This is a genomic window from Streptomyces sp. NPDC006510, from assembly GCF_040611955.1.
In the GTDB taxonomy this organism is placed as follows: Bacteria; Actinomycetota; Actinomycetes; order Streptomycetales; family Streptomycetaceae; genus Streptomyces.
Genome location: NZ_JBEXPH010000020.1, coordinates 55,876 through 73,923, shown reverse-complemented (window position 1 = coordinate 73,923; position 18,048 = coordinate 55,876). Strand labels below are relative to the sequence as shown.

At 67.3% G+C, this 18,048-nt stretch carries 14 protein-coding genes and 2 pseudogenes; 7 read left to right on the top strand and 9 right to left on the bottom strand.

What is annotated here, in order from left to right:
• Positions 1 to 320: 320 nt before the first annotated feature.
• From ABZY11_RS09730 to ABZY11_RS09715, 4 genes and pseudogenes are all read right to left on the bottom strand, one after another.
• On the bottom strand, positions 321 to 707 hold the full coding sequence (locus ABZY11_RS09730) for a DUF6009 family protein (RefSeq protein WP_356478617.1): 387 nt from the start codon (positions 705 to 707) through the stop codon (positions 321 to 323).
• 90 nt (positions 708 to 797) lie between these two features.
• Positions 798 to 2,339, bottom strand: a complete 1,542-nt coding sequence (locus ABZY11_RS09725; RefSeq protein ID WP_356478616.1) for a phage/plasmid primase, P4 family — start codon at positions 2,337 to 2,339, stop codon at positions 798 to 800.
• Complete coding sequence (locus ABZY11_RS09720) at positions 2,336 to 3,412, bottom strand: bifunctional DNA primase/polymerase (protein WP_356478615.1); 1,077 nt, start codon at positions 3,410 to 3,412, stop codon at positions 2,336 to 2,338. Before ABZY11_RS09720 ends, ABZY11_RS09725 begins: the two co-directional genes overlap by 4 nt.
• A gap of 716 nt (positions 3,413 to 4,128) precedes the next feature.
• A pseudogene (locus ABZY11_RS09715) lies at positions 4,129 to 4,699 on the bottom strand (amidase family protein); the annotation flags it as partial.
• Positions 4,700 to 4,774: 75 nt separating this feature from the next.
• On the opposite strand from ABZY11_RS09715, the pseudogene ABZY11_RS09710 reads away from it, so the two are divergent.
• Positions 4,775 to 4,930: pseudogene (locus ABZY11_RS09710) on the top strand (TetR family transcriptional regulator); the annotation flags it as partial.
• Between the two features lie 91 nt (positions 4,931 to 5,021).
• On the opposite strand, the gene ABZY11_RS09705 reads toward ABZY11_RS09710, so the two are convergent.
• The 4 genes from ABZY11_RS09705 to ABZY11_RS09690 all read right to left on the bottom strand — a co-directional run bounded on the left by ABZY11_RS09705 (position 5,022) and on the right by ABZY11_RS09690 (position 9,081).
• Complete coding sequence (locus ABZY11_RS09705; protein ID WP_356478614.1) at positions 5,022 to 6,509, bottom strand: alpha/beta hydrolase; 1,488 nt, start codon at positions 6,507 to 6,509, stop codon at positions 5,022 to 5,024.
• A gap of 237 nt (positions 6,510 to 6,746) precedes the next feature.
• Positions 6,747 to 7,160, bottom strand: a complete 414-nt coding sequence (locus tag ABZY11_RS09700; protein WP_356478613.1) for a hypothetical protein — start codon at positions 7,158 to 7,160, stop codon at positions 6,747 to 6,749.
• Between the two features lie 45 nt (positions 7,161 to 7,205).
• Positions 7,206 to 7,841 (bottom strand): hypothetical protein, encoded by a 636-nt coding sequence (locus tag ABZY11_RS09695; RefSeq protein ID WP_356478612.1) that lies wholly within the window; start codon positions 7,839 to 7,841, stop codon positions 7,206 to 7,208.
• Positions 7,842 to 8,874: 1,033 nt separating this feature from the next.
• Positions 8,875 to 9,081 (bottom strand): hypothetical protein, encoded by a 207-nt coding sequence (locus tag ABZY11_RS09690; protein ID WP_356478611.1) that lies wholly within the window; start codon positions 9,079 to 9,081, stop codon positions 8,875 to 8,877.
• A 463-nt stretch (positions 9,082 to 9,544) separates the two neighbouring features.
• Between ABZY11_RS09690 and ABZY11_RS09685 the strand changes: the two genes are divergently transcribed.
• The 6 genes from ABZY11_RS09685 (at position 9,545) to ABZY11_RS09660 (ending at position 17,263) form a co-directional block, all read left to right on the top strand.
• A complete protein-coding gene (locus ABZY11_RS09685; protein WP_356478610.1) occupies positions 9,545 to 10,795 on the top strand; it encodes a ParA family protein in 1,251 nt (416 codons plus the stop codon).
• Positions 10,792 to 11,910, top strand: a complete 1,119-nt coding sequence (locus ABZY11_RS09680) for a ParB/RepB/Spo0J family partition protein (protein ID WP_356478609.1) — start codon at positions 10,792 to 10,794, stop codon at positions 11,908 to 11,910. The genes ABZY11_RS09685 and ABZY11_RS09680 overlap by 4 nt, the downstream gene beginning before the upstream one ends.
• A gap of 669 nt (positions 11,911 to 12,579) precedes the next feature.
• Positions 12,580 to 13,692, top strand: a complete 1,113-nt coding sequence (locus ABZY11_RS09675; RefSeq protein WP_356478608.1) for a bifunctional DNA primase/polymerase — start codon at positions 12,580 to 12,582, stop codon at positions 13,690 to 13,692.
• Positions 13,689 to 15,221: a phage/plasmid primase, P4 family gene (locus ABZY11_RS09670; RefSeq protein ID WP_356478607.1), complete on the top strand. Its 1,533-nt coding sequence runs from the start codon at positions 13,689 to 13,691 to the stop codon at positions 15,219 to 15,221. The genes ABZY11_RS09675 and ABZY11_RS09670 overlap by 4 nt, the downstream gene beginning before the upstream one ends.
• Entirely contained in the window at positions 15,218 to 15,607 is a 390-nt protein-coding gene (locus tag ABZY11_RS09665; RefSeq protein ID WP_356478606.1) for a DUF6009 family protein, read from the top strand. Before ABZY11_RS09670 ends, ABZY11_RS09665 begins: the two co-directional genes overlap by 4 nt.
• Before the next feature lie 135 nt (positions 15,608 to 15,742).
• Positions 15,743 to 17,263, top strand: a complete 1,521-nt coding sequence (locus ABZY11_RS09660; protein WP_356478605.1) for an FAD-dependent monooxygenase — start codon at positions 15,743 to 15,745, stop codon at positions 17,261 to 17,263.
• A 26-nt stretch (positions 17,264 to 17,289) separates the two neighbouring features.
• Here the strand turns inward: ABZY11_RS09660 and ABZY11_RS09655 are convergent, their stop codons facing one another.
• A complete protein-coding gene (locus ABZY11_RS09655) occupies positions 17,290 to 17,961 on the bottom strand; it encodes a ScbR family autoregulator-binding transcription factor (RefSeq protein ID WP_356478604.1) in 672 nt (223 codons plus the stop codon).
• Positions 17,962 to 18,048 lie beyond the last annotated feature (87 nt).

Below are 18,048 nucleotides of genomic sequence, written 5' to 3'. Positions count from 1 at the left end.
CCCCTTGCGCTGCTAATCGAACAGTCAGCAAAGCTACACAGGCACTGCGGCCGCCCACTTGACGGCTTGGGACCGTGAGGCGTCTGATGCGGCACCAGGCGAGGGCCCAGGACGCGCTCCAGGCTGAGGTGGAACTGGGTGAGCAAGCCCCGTATCCAGATCTTCGGGCCCGTAGACACGGTAGTTGGCGGTGTGAGCCTGGCCGGTCAGCTCCTTGAGCGTGAGATCAGAGCCGTTGCCTCCACCACGGGCCCACCCGAAACCTCCGGCGGCACGGTCTCCTCCCCTGGCCCACGGAACGCGCTCGGTCTCGCCGAGGGTCAGGTGGTGGGGGCTGCTATTGATGCGGCGGGGCCGCGTTGGGAGCGGGGGGTTTTGTCGCCCACGCGCTTGGGCGCGATGGTGCGGGGATCCACGGCTTCGCCCGGGGCGCCTTCGTGGTAGGGGCCGTCGGGGTTGGCATCGCGGTCGTGCGGGAGGAGAAAGAAGACACGTCGGAGCTGGAGGCCGCTGTCGGGGTCGGCTTCGGCGTGGGCGTCGAGCTCGGTGTAGCCGACCATGCGTCCGTCGCGTTCGTAGCGGGGCTTGCCGCGGCGGCGGGCGGTCTTGTCGAGCGCCTGGCGTACGTAGTCGAGGTTGTCGAGGTTCTCCAGCCACACCACGGTGCTCTCGTGGCGGAGGTCGCTCTCGTTCAGCAGCGAGCTCATGGCTGCAGCCCCTTTTCGTTGTCGACGGCCCTGGTGGGGGCACCGTGCTCATGGTAGGCCGGGTTGGCGGGTGTGTGTCGGGCGCTCTGGTCAGGCATGGCCGGCCTGGGGTTCATCGTCGGTGAGAAGTCCGAGGCCGGGGTAGTACTTCTTGCCGCTCGACTTCATCATGTCGGCGGGTGAGGCGAGGGAGAGTTCCTGACGTACGCGGGTGGCGAAGGCGCGGGCGGTGGCGGGGCGGATGCCTTCACCGGCGCTGCACCAGCTGCTGTAGGTGGCGTACAGCAAGCCTTGCTCGACGCGGAGGTCGCCGTTTTCGGTGGTGCAGCACTCGGTGAGGAAGCGGCCGATGTGGTCTTCGGTGGTGGCGTAGGCCTCGGTGGCGATGCGGACCGTTGCGGGCCCGGTGAGAGGGTCGCGGGTGTCGAGGTAGAGCTGGGCGCCTTCGATGAGCCACTGGAGAATGCCGGGGCCTTCGCTCTGGACGAGTTCCTTGGCCAGGTTGTCGATCTTGCGAGCGGCGGGGACGACGCGCTCGAAGGGGATCAGGCGGATCCGGCGCCAGAAGGCGTGGCCGCCGGTGCCGACTTCGGGGCGGTGGTTGCCGAGCAGCCAGAGTTTGTGGGTGGGGTTGAAGCTGAAGAAGTCCTGGCGCATACGTCGGGCCATGATGCGGTCGCCGCCGGTCAGGAGCTTGACCCGGGATTCGTCGAACTTGTCGTTGGGTTTCAGTTCGGAGCAGACGACGATGCGACGGCCGTGGAGTTCGGTGAGCTCGGTGGAGTGCTCGGAGAACTTGCCTTTCTCCATGAGGAAGCCGGGCGGGGCGGCCTGGGCGTAGTCGCCGAGGATCTGGGTCATGACGTCGAGCAGCACGGACTTGCCGTTGGCGCCGGTGCCGTAGAGGAAGGGCAGTACCTGGGCGCCGACGTCGCCGGTGACGGAGTAGCCGAGAAGCAGGTGGAGGAAGTGGATGGTCTCCTCGCCCTTGGCGTCGTTGCCGAAGGTGTCGTGGAGGAAGCGGTGCCAGCGGGGGGTGGGCATCGTCTCGGGGGCGACGCTGGTGGCCCGGGAGTGCATGTCGGCTTCGGGGTCGGGCTTGTGGAGGTGGCCGGTATGGAGGTCGACGACGCCGGCCGGGGTGCACAGGGCGTAGGGGTCGCCGTCCAGGACGTCGGGGTCCAGAGCGAGTGCCGGTGAGGCTTTGGCCTGGGTGAGCATGGCCTTGATGCCCGGGGTCGACATGGAGCGTCGGCGGTGGGAGGCGAGTTCGCGGTCGGTGAACTGGCCGGTCGGGTCGGTGGCGGGCATCTGCTCGGCCAGATCGCCCGCCGCCCAGACCGCGGCCTTTTCGCCTCCGGTGCGCTTCCAGCGGTACTGGTCCCAGTGGTACCAGCCGAGGCCTTCGACGTGGCGGAACTGGTCGCCGAACATCACCGCGAACAGCTTGGCGTTGCCGCGGTCGGTGAGCAGCCCAGGGAGCCGGCCCGACTGTGTTGGTGGCTCGTGGACGGCCGCAGTGGCGGCTCTCTGTTGGGCAGGCAGGCTGGGCTGCTCCGCCTGGACTTCGAGATCGAGCATCTGCTGCGCTGCGGCAGTGGCGTCGAAGCGCGGGCTGTCGGCGCTGCTCATGGGCGTCCTTTGAAATGGAGCGGCCGACTTGCGCCGGCGGACAGGGCAGAGGTGATGACGCTATGGCTGTGGCGGCTGCGATGCGGCCGAGCAGCGTCGGCGGCCGCGGTGAGCAGGTCGCGTGCTTGGCTGTCGGTGAGGTGGCCGGAGGCGATCAGGCCGCCGGCGGTGTAGGCGGCTCGGTTGAGTTTCTCGGTGAAGGCAGTGCCTTCAGGGGCGGCGGCGCAGTCCTTCACCTGGTCGAGGAGTGGTTCCAGGAGCCGGTGGGCGCGCTGACGGGCTGGGCGCGGGGAGCCGGGGCGGGGGGGCGTGACCTGGGCGGGGCGGTGATCGACCGGGTGGCCTGTGCGCTGGAGTTCGGCGGCTAGCCAGTCGGGCAGGATGGCGGGGAGCCGGGCTGCGCCGACCGGGCTGTACATGCCGGCGGAAGTGGGGGTGGCTGGGGTCACGATGTAGCCGCCGGTGGACCGGACATCGACTTGCCAGGCGAGGGCGGTCTTCGGGCTTGAGCCCACCGAGGAGCGGTAGCGCGGACCTTCAGGGGGTGTCCGGTACCAGACGTGCAGTCCGCCCGATGGAGTTCGTACGCGCAGGGTGGAGTCGTCGTCTGCGGGGCTGCGTCGGCCACGGAGGGCGGCCAGCAGGGCGAGGGTGTCGAACCCGGAGGCGAGGCCTGTCAGGTTGACGCTCTCGTGGATCGGGATGCCGGGCAGGAGCCGGTTCCGGTCGGGGACTTCGGCGCTGTGAGCATCGATGTCGAGGACGACGAGGCCTGCCGGACCGCAGGAGACTCCGACTCCGAGCGTGGGGTGCTTGCCCCACCAGGCGTCCAGGAGCGCGGGGTTCGTGGTCGCTGCGTGGAAGCCGTGGCACCACCTGCCTGCGGGATGGCAGGGGCAGTCCTGAGGGCTGTGGGGCTCGACGCGGCATGTCGGGCAGTTGGCGGCCGGGGTCTTGCGGCCCGGGGCCAGCGGGTGCACTGGCCAGCCGTTTCCGGCGCACCAGCGGGCAACGTCGTAGGGACTGGCGGTTCCCGTGGAGCGGGGAACGCTGGTCTCACTTTGACGCGGCACGCTGATCGTCCTTGCCGAGGGGCTAATAGCCTGTTCAGTCCCTGCCAGTCCCTGCGGTAAAAGACCAGGTCACAGCGCTGCTAGCACCCGGAAAGGGACCGAAGGGACTGAGTTTTCCAATGAGGCCAGAGCCTACATCAGCGGTCCGGACGAGGGGGCGGCCGTTCCCCGGTTTGGGTCCCTTCAGTCCCTTCAGTCCCTTCGTTGCCTGGGGAGTTGAGGGGTCCTCTCCTTGGACAAGCAGCTGATCGGGTCGGTCGGCCGGGCGTGTCGGTCCTGACGGAGGCGGGGAGGGACTGAAGGACTGGGACGCATTTGGTCCCTGTTCAGTCCCTCATGGAAAAGCGCAGGTCACAGGACTTTTAAGGCTTGACCGAGGGACTGAAGGGACTGAAATTCTCAGTTATGAGCTGCTCAGGGATAAAGGCCTTGTACTCGCGTGTCCGCATGCACGCACACGCGTAATGACTGGAACAGGGATTTTCAGTCCCTTCAGTCCCTTGAGTCCCCTGTTCAGGCAGAGCAGGTGCCTCTGAGCTGCGCTTTTGTCGAGGGACCGAACGAGGGACTCAAGAACCAGGGACTCAACGGGACCGACCGGACGGCCAGGCGCCGGAACAGGGGTGCCCCGGCCCCGCCCGGCCTGACCTCCGCGGGTCGACCGGCGTGACGACTCCGAGTCGGTCCGCGATCGCCTGGGCCGCGCCCAGGCACAGGTCTCGCTGTTCGGTCCCGGCCAGCACCTCGTAGGCAAGCCGAAGATCGCCCACGGTCCGGGCCAGCAGACCATCGGTGACCAGGATCTGGAATGCCGGGCCTGGGTCGTCCGGGCCGAGGATGCGGTGGTCGGCGGGGAATCGGCCCGTGGACGGCTTCAGCCCGGCACACCGCAGAACTGGGCCGGGATGCGCACCGACCCGCCGGAGTCGGTGCCGAGCCCGAGTGCCGCCATGCCTGTGGCGACGGCCACGGTGCCTCCCCCACTGGTGCCGCCCGGGGTCCGGCTGCTGTCCCACGGGCCGACCGTGTCGCCGAACAGCTCGCTGCGCGTGTGCAGCCCCGCCAGGATCAGGGTGAGGATGTTGTTGTGTCCGATGGGGATGGTTCCAGTTGTGCCGCGGCCTCATGTGCGCGCTCCGCCAGGAGCTGCGTGACCGCGTTCACCTGGGAATTGGCCTCGGCGATGCGATCCAGGTGACTGTCGACCAGTTGGACAGCGGAGACTTCTGTGCTGCGAACGGCCTCCACCTGTGTGGTGGCCGACATCTTCCACAGAGCGTCCTGCATGGCTCTTCCCTCCTCATCCACGTACAGATGCGTGCACTGCACAGCAGAGCGCTGTGAACAAGGAGGTGCCTGGGCATGCCCAGGCAGGTGGATCACGTGAGCCGACGCCGCCTCATCGCCGAGGCCGTGTGCCACCTCGCCGACGAACGCGGGCTGAAGGGCGTGCCCTTTCGCGATGTCGCGGCCCGCGCGCAGGTGTCGATGGGCGCGGTTCAGCGGTGTTGCCGCACCGGCCACCTCCTCCCGCAGGAGGCACACAGCGTCCTCCACGCGCACCTGGCCGGGCTCCTGGAGCCGCCGGCCCCTCCTCCGGAGGTCCCGGTCAGCCCTTCGGGGCGGTGAGGTAGGTGTCGATCACTCGCATTGCAGACTCCGTCCCACCCCTGCGGTAGAGCCAGTGACCCACGACATCCATCGTGAACAGGGATGCCTGCGGGAAGGAGCGCGCCATGCGCTGCGCGCCCGGCAGTGGAGTCGCCAGATCATGGGTGGCATTGGCTACGAGGACGGGTGGGAGGTCGCCCTTCGCCCGGGCGGGGCGGGGCTTGGGTGGCATGGTCCAGCCCTGGCAGCCGAGGACGGTGTTGAGGGCCTGGGCGTTGTAGCGGACGTGGGGGGCGGCCTTCGCGACCCTCTTGCGGATGGCCCGGTACTGGGCGTAGTCACGGATCCGGAAGTCGTAGTCCCGGCACAGCACGAGCTGCGAGGCGGGGTCGGTGCCGCTGGAGAACCAGCGGACCTCGCCCTTTCCCGTGTGCAGGGCGGCCAGCTGCTGTGCCGCCTCCGCCGGGTTCCATTTGCCGAGGGCGAAGGTGAGGAAGTCGGACAGTTCGTCGGCGTCGATCTTGGTCCGCGTCGGTCCGTGCGGGCCGGGTTCGCGCAGTGTGCCCGCGTCGGCGCGGGCGAACAGCGTGTCGGTGACGGCTGTCAGGTCTCTGCCCTTGAGTGCGCAGGCCGTGTCCTTCTCGCACCAGGCCGCAAGCCGCTTCAGGGTGTTGTCGATGGTGATGCTACCGTCGGTGAGGTAGCGCTCGGCGTTCGGCCGGTCGGGGTCCATCGCGCTGTCGAGGGCCAGCGCGCGGAGGTTGCCCGGGAACAGCCGTGCGTAACGTTCGCCGATGAATGTGCCGTAGGAGTGGCCGAGAAAGCTGATCTCGCGTTCGCCGATGGCGGCGCGGATCGCGTCCATGTCGCGGGCCACGCTCTCGCCGTCCATATGGGCCGCGAGCGGGCCCGTCTGTTTCAGGCAGCTGTCCGCCAGTCGGCCGTTCAGGGTGCGCAGCCGCTCGAACTCGGTTGCGTTGTGGGGACGGGCCGGGATCGAGTCGGTGATCGTCTCGTCGCAGTCGGCGCTCTGACTGCGGCCGATGCCGCGCGGGTCGAAGCCGATCATGTCGAAGCGCTGGAGCATGGCCGGGGAGTAGCCCCCGATGGGGTCGTCCGCGTACAGCGCGTCGTCGGCCCCGGCCACCCCGGGGCCTCCCGGGTTCGACATCAGAACGCCGATCCGCCGCGCGGGGTCGGTGGCCCGGTATCGGGCGACGAAGACGGCGGTCTTCGGGCCCTTCGGCTTCGACCAGTCCAGCGGCACCTTGACCGTCGCGCACTGCGCCTTCGGGCTGGGGTCGGGGTAGGGCGGCTCGGCCTTGGGGCAGGTGCCCCAACGGATCGGTGGGACAGAGGCGGTGGCCGGCTCCTGGGCGAACGCCGCACCTGGGACGCCCAGGGCAGTGGCAGAGGCGGACAGGGCCAGGAGTACGGAGACAATCCGCCGTCTCGTGTTCGGGGTCACGCGCATGCTCGTGTTCATGCGCGTCACTGTTTCGGTCCCGTATGACTGCGCCCCCATGGGCACATGGTGGGAACGTAACAAGGCGTTCCGAGCTCGCTGTCGGAGGCCGGTTGGACCAGTGCGGGCGGGGGCGGTGGGCTGTCGACGGCGGCACCTCGCCGACCGTCGCGCGTACCGGTATAGTGAGGCCCACAACTTGTTGTTCAGGCACAGAGGCCCCGCCATCGTGGATGGCGGGGCCTCTGTTTTGTCTGGTCAGGCGATACGGAGGTCGGGGCGGCCCTCGGCCGGCGGTGCCGCTCGGTATTCCGGTAGTTGGATGGTCGGCAGCTTGCCGCTCTTCATCTCTTCGAGGGCGCACGCGAAGGCGGCTTCCATCTCCGTCACGCTCTCGTACTTGGCGGCAAGTGGGTGGAGTCGATAGCGGTTGCCCCCGCGGCCTTCGGCGCGGGAACGCAGCACGAGGTTCAGCTCGAACAGCGGCTCCATCAGTGCGCTGACGGTGGGCGGCTTCACCTTGTACTCCACCGCCATCTCGCGCTGGCTCGGCAGTGCGCCTCCGTTCTCGCTCCGGAAGATCAGGTACTGAAGGAACTTCACCGGGGCAGCTCCGATGGGCAGGGCCCAGATGCGCTCAGCGACGAGCGGCGACATGACTGCAACGGCCATCGGTGCCTTCCTCCGTATCGAATCGGCTTGTCGTGGTAGCGGGCATCACCCTGTGCGCTTCCTTCTGACAGGCTCGGGCACTTCGCCATCCAGGTTAAGGTCCAGCGCTTCCTGGTGGTGGACGATCTCCGGACCAATCCTGTGCGGAAACGCGGTGGGATCGTCCTCGTGGTCTGCGGCGATCTGGGCGAGCACCTCGTGCTGGTCGGCACTGTTGCCCTGGAACCAGAGCGTGACGTTGAGACGAATCCGCCCGTTTCCTGCCGGTTCAAGCCACTTGTACTCGCAGAGGGTTCGGACGGCGCGGTTGACGGTGGGCCTGGTGATCATCTTTGCGCCGGGCTTCTTGGCCGCGAGTCCGTTCAGGCCGTCGGTGATCTCCTGCTGGGTGTACTCCGCGATCCCGGTGCCGGGCCTCTGCCCGCCCGCTACGTACAGGAACACGCACAGCTGGCTCTTCGTGATGCCGTTGGCGATGAAGAGCTGGGGCAGCAACTGTGTGAACCAGTTGCTGGCGAGGCTGTAGCCGGCGCCTCCGGCAAAGCTGTGGACGGATCGCGGGTCGTTCTCGTACTCGAAGGTGACGCCCTTGAGCTTGCGCTTCCCTGCCCTTGTGGGTGTTGCCTCCTGGGCGGTCGCGCCGAGTTGCTCACCCAGCAGGTTCAGGATGTCGTCGTACACGGTGTTGCTCTCCGGCGAGGACCCGGGAGAAGGCACCGCTCGGGGCCGACGCGGCTGGCGCGACGGCGTTTCAGATGTCACTGGACCCTCCTTGTTGCTCAGGCGGTCCGAGGCTATCCCAAAAGTTAGGCTCAGCCTTACTTTTGACGGCTCGACACGCTCCGAGTTGCAAGGAACGTCAGGCCCGTCTGGAAAGTTAGGCTCAGCCGAAGTTCTAGCGCCCGCAAGCAGTGAAAGTTAGCCTGAGCCTAACTTTTAGTGTCAACATGTGACACATTTTGATCGAATCGACGCCACCGACCGGCAGGTCCGCCCGGCTTCCACTCGCCCCTGACCTGCGGTTTTTCCTGCGCGCATGGCCGTCCTCAAAAGTTAGCCTGAGCCTTACTTTTAGGGCCAAATGTGCTGGCCAGGTTAACATTTCGACCTACCAAATGTGTCGGCCAGAGCATGATCAACTTCGAATATGTGCAGGTCAGAGCTGTTTGGAGGGTCGGCGCCTCTTATAAAAGAAGACCCGCAGTCGACTTGCCGCCCCTGCTCAAAGCTGGGATGTGTGGCTGTGTCGGCTGAGCGTCAGTTGGGGCGTCAGGCCCTGTTCCTGAGCTGATGTCACCGGCTGGACCATCTACTCGCCGTACTGAACCTCAGCCGACGAAAGCGCGCCCCGACGATAGGTTCATGGACTCTGCGGCGGGAGTGCCTACCCGAGCCACCCGCTGTGATCAGCCACTCCATCGTGTTTGCCACCCGCGGCTCCATATACCCGGCTGACCGCAACGGCTCATCGTCTGAATCCTGGCCGGCTCGGCACCCGCGATGGACAAGATGCCCTGTAGAGCTTCCAGTTACGGCTCTTGCCGCATCCGGGAGAGTTGGGTGGCGTTGCGGAGCAAAAGGGCGCGCATTATAGCTGATGCAGTATGAACTGAGCCACTCCCCCGGCCAATCCAATGCATCGGTTTTCTGTTTGGCCTCGCTGTTCCAATGAATGCTGAGCGACTTGTTCGTTGGGCCGCCTGTGAGGGACGGGTCAACTGGGCAGCGCGCGGACGAACTCGGAGACCGGTTCCGGAGCTTCCTGGACCCTGGCGTGGGTGGCGTTGATCCGGGTAAAGGTGACCGTCGGCCGGGTGTGGGCGAGTTCGGTCAGTTCGGCGGACAGAACGCGTGCGAATCCGGCGAGGAGTTCGTCGAACCACTCCTTCGACGGGAGCGGATGGGGCTTGCCGGCTTGCACCAGCAGCAGCGGGCGCTGCTTTTTTCATCCCTGTAGAAAGCCCACTCGGCGACCTGCTCCTCGATGTACCCGGGCGGGGCAAGGGCGTCAGCCGATGAGTGCAGCAACTCCCCCAACAGTTCAACGTCTGGGTACTCGCCAGGTCTCCCCCACCAGAAGCCGTCCAGGTTCATGGCTGCACGAGTTCGGTCCGGATAGGCCCGCGCGTACTCGATCGCGATCAGTTCGCCGAGGGGGTGGCCCACCACTCACCACTACGGCTTCCGGTACGTCGTACGCATCCATCGTCCGGGCGATCAGCCGCCGTATCCCGGCAGATCGGTATCACGGCGTGATAGGTGGGGGCTTCGTCTGTCGGTGTGGGGAGCTATCACGGCGTGATAGCTCCCCACACCGAAAATAGACGACACAGCTAACGTTTCGTTCGCTCAATTGATCTTCGGCGTTAGTAGAGTGACAAGCTATGACGACACCCAACACCAGGGGCGACCGAGAGAAGGTCGTCTCGAAGCTGCCCTCCTGGCTCCGCCAGGAACTCAAGGTCCGTGCCGTTCAGCACGGCATCGACATGCAGGACGCCGTCGAAGCCGGCATCACGGCATGGCGCGGTCTCGGATCCAACCTCTCCCCCATCGACACTTCTGGGGCGGAGTCCTTCGCGACGTTCCTGCCTTCCCAGCTCTGGACCGGCTTCCGCTCGGACTGCAAGCGCCGCGGGGTTTCTCTCATCCAGGGCCTGGCCCAGTCCGTACGAGTCTGGCTGGACAGCCATCCCGCGCCCGCGGTGAAGCGCCCGGACATCGTCCGACGCGTCGTCATCTGCAATCAGAAGGGCGGCGTCGGGAAGACCGCCGTTACCGCCGGGACCGGCGAAGCTCTCGCGGAGGACTCCACCGCCCTGGTGCCGGTTCGGGTCTCCAAGCACTTTGCCGCACTCCTCGAAGAGGACGAAGAGGCTGCCAATGATCCGCTCGCTCTGGAGGATCTGCCCGGGATCGGACAGCGCGTCCTGCTCGTCGACTTCGACCCTCAGGGACACCTCACCAAGCAGCTCGGCCATGCCCCACTCGCCATGGAAGGGGACTCCCTCACCAATCACATGGCCGGTGATGGCAAGGGTTCGCTGAGCGACCTCATCGTGACGATCGACGAGGACCGGTTCGGTGGGCGTCTGCACCTGCTGCCTGCCTGCACCGATGCCTTCCTCCTCGACGTACGTCTCGCATCCGTCCGTGCACGCGAAGCCGCCCTTGAGCGAGCCCTTGCCGCAGTCGAGCCCGACTACGACGTCATCCTGATCGACTGCCCGCCCAGCCTCGGGCTCAGCATGGACGCCGCCACCTACTATGGGCGCCGCCGCCCGCAGGAAGTACCGGGCAACTCCGGCGTCCTCATCGTTGTCCAAGCCGAGGACAGCAGCGCCGATGCCTACGAACTGCTCACGTCCCAGATCGAGGACATGCGCAATGACCTCGCTCTCGATGTCGACTACCTCGGCCTGGTCGTCAACCACTACGACGCCCGCCGCGGCTACATCGCCACCTCCTCGCTCCAGTCCTGGATGGCCATAAAGGATCCGCGTGTCGTAGGCGTCATCGGTGACCTCAAGGAACAGAAGGAAGCCGTCCGCGCCAAGCGACCGCTGCTTGCCTACGCACCCCGCTGCGAACAGTCCGTCGCCCTCCGCGCCCTCGCCCGGGAGATCAGCAAGTGAGCAAGGCCAAGAACCTCGGAGCCGGCGCCTCCTTCGCCCAGGCCCGCCCCATCAGCGCCCGTCGGGCCGCGATCCGCGCTGCTACGGGCGTACCGACGGCGGGCGTACCCGAACCGACCGAGCTCTCTCTGAGCCTCATCAGCCAGAACCCCGACAACCCTCGCGAGGAGCTCCGCGATCTGGAGGGGCTGGCGGAGAGCATTGCGGAGATCGGGCTCGTCAATGCTGTCACGGTGGCGTCCATCGAGGCCTATCTGGCAGAGCGGCCGCACCGTGCGGCCGACCTCGACGAGGGTGCCCGGTACATCGTTGTCGATGGCCACCGCCGACTCGCCGCAGCACGTCTCGCTGGGGCTGCGACGATTCGCGTCAGCGTCGACAACGCCCTTGTCTCCACTGATGAGGCGCTGCTCGAAGCAGCCTTCGTGGCCAACGTCCACCGTGACGATATGAACCCCCTGGAGCAGGCTCAGGCCCTTCGTACGCTCGTCGACTTCTACGGTTCTCAAACCAAGGCCGCCAAGAGGCTCGGCATCGCCCAGTCGACCATCTCGTCGAAGCTCTCCGTTCTCGACCTCGATCCTCAACTCCAAGCGGACCTGGTGGAGGGGCGCCGCAAGATCGAGCACGTACGGAATCTCTCCAAGCTGCCGCCCGACGAGCAGCGCCAGCAGGCGGACGCGCGGGCCGCCGCAGGCGATCAGAAGCGTTCGGCAGCGCGTGAACTATCACGGCGTGATAGTCCAGGGGAGCGGGAGGCCGAACTATCACGGCGTGATAGTTCCGGGGAAGGACAGACCGGGCTATCACGCCGTGATAGCCCGGGGGAGGGGCAGGCCGAGCTATCACGGCGTGATAGTTCCGGGGCTCGGGAACCGGAATCGCCGACGCACGATGAAGTGCCCGGCCAGCGGTCGGAGCACGCCGAGCGCCAGGTCGCACCGGCGCAGCTTGCCCCGGGGGAGTCGGGCATCGTCGCTCTCGGCAAAGTCACGAAGATGCCCTGGCATGACGGCCATCAGGTTGCCGACCTCGTACTGAGGAAGATGGACGAAGCGCAGCGAAAGATCCTTGTCGACAGGATCCTCGCCGAGGGCTCCAACTCAGGTCGATGATCGGCCTGGTGAGGGCGGGCCGGGGTGCTGGTGACGGTTCCCGGCCCGCCCCGGCCCGGTTGTCCTGTCGAGGCGAGGAACTGCTCGGCGTGGCTAGTGTGTTGGCTGCCTGTGCGCCGGAACTCCGGTGGTCGGGCCGCATGTTCGTGTGTCCTTCGTCTGTGCGACTGGCTGGTATGCGGCGGTGGGGCGGTCGTGAGGGGAAAGCCCCTTGAGTCTGGATCCAAACGGACTTGAGCGGTTCGGGCGGTGGGGGAGCGGGCTCAGCGACTGAACGTCAGCGACTGAATGAGTGTTGAGCCGTTTCGGTCGGAGGCGTAAAACTGCAGGTCAGTGGGCCTGCCAAGGAGAACAGCGACTGAAGCGACTCAAGTTCCAGGTATATGGAGACATTCGTACGTGTGCGTGTGAGCGCGTGTGCGTCATATATAGCGGGCTTGAGTCGCTTCAGTCGCTGTTCTGTGTTGCGTACGCCTGTGACCTGGGGTTCTGTGTGCCTGTCGGCGAGCGACTGAGCGATTGTCAGTCTCTGAGGGATCAGTCGCCCGGTCGCTGGGGCCTCTTGCAGATGCGTACATCTGTTCTGCCCCATGTGCCTCTGCTCTCTCTCAGATTTCGCTAATCTGATTTTGGGATTTGAGTCGCTTCAGTCGCTGATGGGGGAAGTGAATGGCAGCTGAGCTGCAGGATTCGCGCAGCGACCCACGGCAGTTCGTGAGATCTGCATCGGTCGCTTCGCAGCCTCTGACAACTGCCTCGTGGTGTGCGCGCCAGGGGTGGCCGGTTCATCCTCTTGCTCCAGGACGTAAAACGCCTGTGGGTAACTGCGAGATGTGCCGGGTCCAGGGTCATGCCCGAGGGGGGTGCGACTGTATTCGTGCGGGCCGCTGGTGTCACGGGTTCCATGCGGCCACGCTGGATTTCGACCGGATCCAGCAGTGGTGGGGGTCCCGCCCGGATCTCGGGGTGGGCGTCGCCACCGGTCCGGCCGGCCTCGTTGTCATCGATATCGATGCGCATGCCTGTGAACTCCCTGACCGTGACCGGCTGTTGCCGGGTGTCGGGATCTCCGCCGGGATCGACCTGACCGGGCTGGCCAATGGCTTCCACACCCTGGGCGTGCTGGCCGCCCTGCGCGGCGCGGTCAGCCCCGCGGACGACGAGTCGACCTTGCGTGTCCGCACCCCGTCCGGGGGGCTCCACGTCTGGTACCGCAACGACGCCGGGCACCGGTGGCAGTGCTCCTCCGGGTCGGGTGGCAGTCGCGCCCTCGCCTGGCAGGTCGACGTCCGGGCGCACGGCGGGTACATCGTGGCGCCCGGGACCGTGACCCCTGCGGGGGTCTACCGGCCCGTGGGAACCGTGCGGGTGCCCGCGCCGCTGCCCGCATGGCTCGCCAGGGAACTGGAGCGCACCGGGCATCTGCCGTCCGCTTCCGTGCCGGGGACCCGGCCCGTGCCGCCCCGTGCCCGGCAGGCCGTTCTCGCGGCCGGTGGCGGCCGCGGCGCGGGGGACCGGGTACTGACCGGAGTTCTCGCCGAGGTCGCCGCGTGCGCGGCTGTGCCCGAGGGCGCCGCGTTCTCCGAGAAGCTGAACCGGGCCGCGTACACCGTCGGCGGTCTGGTCGCAGCAGGGCACTTCACGGAGGCCGAGGCTACGCGGGCGTTACAGGATGCGGCCGAGCAGGCCCGTCCGGGACAGCAACGACGTTGCCTGGCCATCATCCGGGGCGGGCTGAGCGCAGGTCTGGCACGCCCGCTGTCCCTCGGGGGGCGTGCGTGAGTGTGGACGAGGAAAGAGCGCTGTCCGCCTTCAACGTCCAGGCCGTGGCCGCGCAGATCCTTGCGCAGCCCGTCCCGGCGCCCCGGCAGAGCGACGAGTCCGCGCGGTACACGGCCGCTGCCGCTCCGAAGGGGGATGGCGAGGCGACGGCGGACGGGCTGCTGCCCGACACGCTGACCGACCGCGGCAACGCCAAGTTGTTCGTCAAGCTCTACTGCAACGACTACCGGCACGTTCCCGGGATCGGCTGGTTCCGGTGGGACGGCACCCGGTGGCAGATCGACGAGGACGACACCGTGGTGTGGTCGGCGGGCGATCTGGCGGAGTCGATCGCCGCCACCGATCCGCGAGGCGTCTACACCCCGGCTGCGTTACAGCAGCACCGCCGCCGCACGCTGAGCACCAGCGGGATGAACGCGATGCTGTCGCAGGCGAAGTCCGCTCCGGGAATGGTGCTCAACGCGGCGCGGCTGGACGCGGATCCGTACGCGCTGTGCACGCCTGCAGGGGTCGTCGACCTGCGTACCGGGTACATCCGCCCCGCCGAGCCCACTAAGGACTTCCATTCCCGGTCCACCTCGGCCGCGCCGGAGCCGATGCCGACGCCGCGCTGGAACCGCTTCCTGACCGACACCTTCGGCGAGGGACCGGACGGTGCGGAGATGATCGACTTTCTCCAGTTGCTGCTCGGCTACTCCGTCACCGGGGATGTCGGCGCCCAGGTGATGCCGTTCCTGTTCGGCTCCGGGAAGAACGGCAAGTCCGTACTGCTGGACGTCCTGATGAAGCTTCTCGGGGACTACGCGGACGCGGCGCCTCCCGGCTTCCTGATGTCGCGTCCGTACGAGGGCCATCCCACCGATCTGGCCGAACTGCACGGCCGGCGCGTGATCGTGTGCAGCGAGGTCAAGCCGGGGGACCGTTTCGACGAGGCCCGCGTGAAGCTGCTGACGGGTGGTGACCGGATCAAGGCGCGCCGGATGCGGCAGGACTTCTTCAGCTTCGAGCCGACGCACAAGATGTGGCTGCTCGGCAACCACCGGCCCGAGGTGGGCACGGGCGGCTTCGCGTTCTGGCGGCGGATGCGGCTGATTCCGTTCGAGCGGGTCGTTTCCGACGACCGCAAGATCGACAACCTGGCGGACATCCTCGTGACCCAGGAGGGTCCGGGCATCCTCAACTGGCTCATCGAAGGTGCCCGTCGCTACCTCGGGGGCGACAAGGACCTCTCAGGCCCCGAGCGGGTCCGCATCGCGACCACGGCGTACGCGGAGACCGAGGACCACACCGGGCGCTTCGTACACGAGACCTGTCGGCTTGAGGCCGATCTGCGTGTGGAGCAGGCGCAGCTCTACGCGGCTTACAGGAGCTGGTGCCAGAATGAGGGTGCACCGGCGATCTCATCCCGGGCTTTCGCGGCACGTGTCCGCGAGGTGGTGGGACTGGCGTCACCGAAGGAAATGATCCTTTCCAACCAGCGCAAGTACTACCCGGGCATCGGCCTGCTCGCGGACGAGGAGACAGTATGAGTGCCCTCATCGCAGAGGACGAGATCGTCGACGAAATGGACCTGGTCTGGCTTGAGGACATCAGTCGGCTCGACTATGTCCGCCAGAGCCTGGACCGGTTGCCGACCCGGCGCGGCAGACCCGCGTACCACCGCGACGGCCGGATGGTCGGGTACGCCCTGCTGGGGCCGAAGGCCAAGCCGTCCCGTTCCTCCGGCACGTTCAGGCGACGGGTGTTCTGGCTGCTTCCGCACGACCGGGACACCGAGCCCGAGGGGCTGTACGCGAGGGGAGCGCCGGCGGAAGCCGTGGATGTGCGGACGCTGGCGCCGGGCAGCAAGGGGCACAAGACCGAGCGCTCGGAGGGCGGACCGATGTCGTCCGCGACGCGGGAGCTTCGGCCCTAAGGGCTGTCCCGTAGTCTCAGCCTCAGCTTCAGGGTTGGCCTCAGCCTTGGACGGGTTGGAAACAGGCCGTCCGGTATATTTCCTTCAGCGGATGGACTGCAGCCAGGGGGCGTTGCTGTGCAGGGGGAGAGCCCGGTGCGGGCACAGGTCGTGGTGGTCGGTGGGGGCCCCGTCGGCATGCTCATCGCCGCCGAACTGGCCGGGTACGGAGTCGACACCGTGCTCCTGGAATCCCGGGCCGATGTGTCCGAGCAGCCCAAGGCGACCACGCTGCACGCCCGGGCGGTGCAGACCCTGGCCCGTCGCGGCCACTTGCCGGGGCAGGGGTACCCGTACACCGAAGGCGCGGCGGAGAGCCCGTTCCACTTCGCGGGCCTGCCCGGACTGGTCATCACGGCTCCGGCACGTGAACCCGAGCCGATCCTCAAGTGCCCCCAGGCGGAGCTGGAGCGGCACTTCGAGGGGCGGGCGCGGGCGACCGGGGCACGGATCCTGCGCGAGCACCGGGTGACCGGGGCCGTCCAGGAGGACGGCGGGGTACGGGTCACGGCCGATTCGCCGCAGGGGACCACGGTCTGCTTCGCCGAGTACGTGGTGGGGGCGGACGGCTCCCGCAGCACGGTCCGAGATCTGGCGGGCATCGCCTCCGATATCCATCCGGCGACGGTGTCCGCGCTCATGGGGGCCGTCACGCTCGCGCAGCCTGACGAGCTTCCCAAGGGCTGGCACCGCACCGAGCGCGGCTGGATCGTGGCCAAGCTCGATGCGGAGGGCCGGACGCACATCCGGACGCTGAACTGCGACGGTGCCCACCCGGACCGGCAACTGCCGCCCACCTTGGAGGAGTTGCGCCGGGAAGTGTCCTGGATCGCCGGCCGGGACATCGCGATGGACGAGCCGTGCTGGCTCAGCAGGTTCAGCGACTTCGCGCGGCTGGCCCGGACCTACCGTGCGGGGCGGATCTTCCTGGTGGGAGACGCGGCGCATGTGCACTTCCCGATCGGTGGGCAGGGCCTCAGTACCGGGGTGCTCGACGCACTGAACCTGGGCTGGAAGCTGGCGCTGGCGGTGCACGGATTGGCGGACGCGGATCTGCTCGACACCTACGACCTGGAGCGCCGCCCGGTCGCCCGGCGGGTCATCGATCAGACACAGGCCCAGCTCGCCCTGATGCGTCCCGGGCCCGAACTCGACGCACTGCGCAGGGTGTTCACCGGAGTTCTGTCGGCGGACCGTGAGCACGGGTACCTCGGCGGTCTGATCAGCGCACAGGACACGGTGCTTCCTGATCGGACCGGGGGGTCCGGCGGGGCAACGGGAACGTTTCTCCGTAACGCGGTGCTCAACACGGCAACCGGCGAGACCGATGTGATCGGGCTGCTGCGCGACGGCAGGCCACTACTACTGCTTCTGGGCGAGGAAGGCAGCGGCCACCGGGAGACGGCACGGGAATGGGAGGGGATCCTGAATGTGGTCCGCGCCCGGCCCACTGCCGAAGTGCCGTACGACGCGCTGCTGGTGCGGCCAGACGGCTACATCGCCTGGGCACCGGGGGACGGCCGTGAACTGACGGAGGCGCTATCGGCGCACTTCGTCAAGGGTGTGGTTCCTGAGCCTGCTGTGCCTGAGGACGCCGTTTCTGTGGGGCACCCTTGACGGTGCTCCACAGAAACATCCACTGCTCAGCCGGCAGCCTCGATGAGGTCCCGCATCTCGGCCGCCTTCACAGCCTCGGCGTAGACCGTGGCTCCGCGGCTCCCGGAGAGGTCGAGCGAGGCGAGGACGGAGGGCACCACCGCACTGGGCAGCACATGACGCATCAGGGCGGAGACCCGTCCCACAAGGTCGCGGTACTCGCAGACGGCCTGCGACATGGACTGGATGCCGGCGAAGGACCCCACGATGACATCGGCCGTCTCGATCGGCGAGATATGGGGCAGCAACTCTCCCTGGGCCTCTGCCTGTTGGAGCAGTTCGTGGCCGACCTCGCCCCAGCGCAGGAATGGGCCGCTGCGATCGAGGCTATGCGCCAGCTGGTCCATTGTCAGCCGCACGCCGGCGCGGACCATCGGGTCGGTCTGCAACTGGTGGGCCTGCAGCATCACGACGTCCACGATCTCCTGCACCTTGGAAGCGCGGTGAGGAACGATGATCCGCTGGTCCTGCTCCGCAAGGACGCCCTGAGCCAGGTCTTCCTTCGAATGGAAGTGGAAGTACAGAGCGCCCTTGGTGACTCCCGCCTCGGAGAGGATCTGGGAGATGGTGGCCGCTTGGTACCCGTGCTCCTCGAAGATCTTGGCCGCCGCCGAAAGAATCGTCTGACGGGTACGGATGGCTCGTAGCTGCTCAGCCACTCTGCCTCCTCCCTCCTCGGGGTGGTCGAACGTCGGGAGACCGGTAAAGAAACCGTCCAGTTCGTATCTTACAGGCCGCTTCCTCGC

Bases quoted from the DNA above. Each gene is read 5' to 3' on its own strand.
- ABZY11_RS09730 (WP_356478617.1), bottom strand. From the start codon at position 707: ATGAGCTCGCTGCTGAACGAGAGCGACCTCCGCCACGAGAGCACCGTG.
- ABZY11_RS09725 (WP_356478616.1), bottom strand. From the start codon at position 2,339: ATGAGCAGCGCCGACAGCCCGCGCTTCGACGCCACTGCCGCAGCGCAG.
- ABZY11_RS09705 (WP_356478614.1), bottom strand. From the start codon at position 6,509: ATGAACACGAGCATGCGCGTGACCCCGAACACGAGACGGCGGATTGTC.
- ABZY11_RS09700 (WP_356478613.1), bottom strand. From the start codon at position 7,160: ATGGCCGTTGCAGTCATGTCGCCGCTCGTCGCTGAGCGCATCTGGGCC.
- ABZY11_RS09685 (WP_356478610.1), top strand. From the start codon at position 9,545: ATGACGACACCCAACACCAGGGGCGACCGAGAGAAGGTCGTCTCGAAG.
- ABZY11_RS09675 (WP_356478608.1), top strand. From the start codon at position 12,580: ATGGCAGCTGAGCTGCAGGATTCGCGCAGCGACCCACGGCAGTTCGTG.
- ABZY11_RS09665 (WP_356478606.1), top strand. From the start codon at position 15,218: ATGAGTGCCCTCATCGCAGAGGACGAGATCGTCGACGAAATGGACCTG.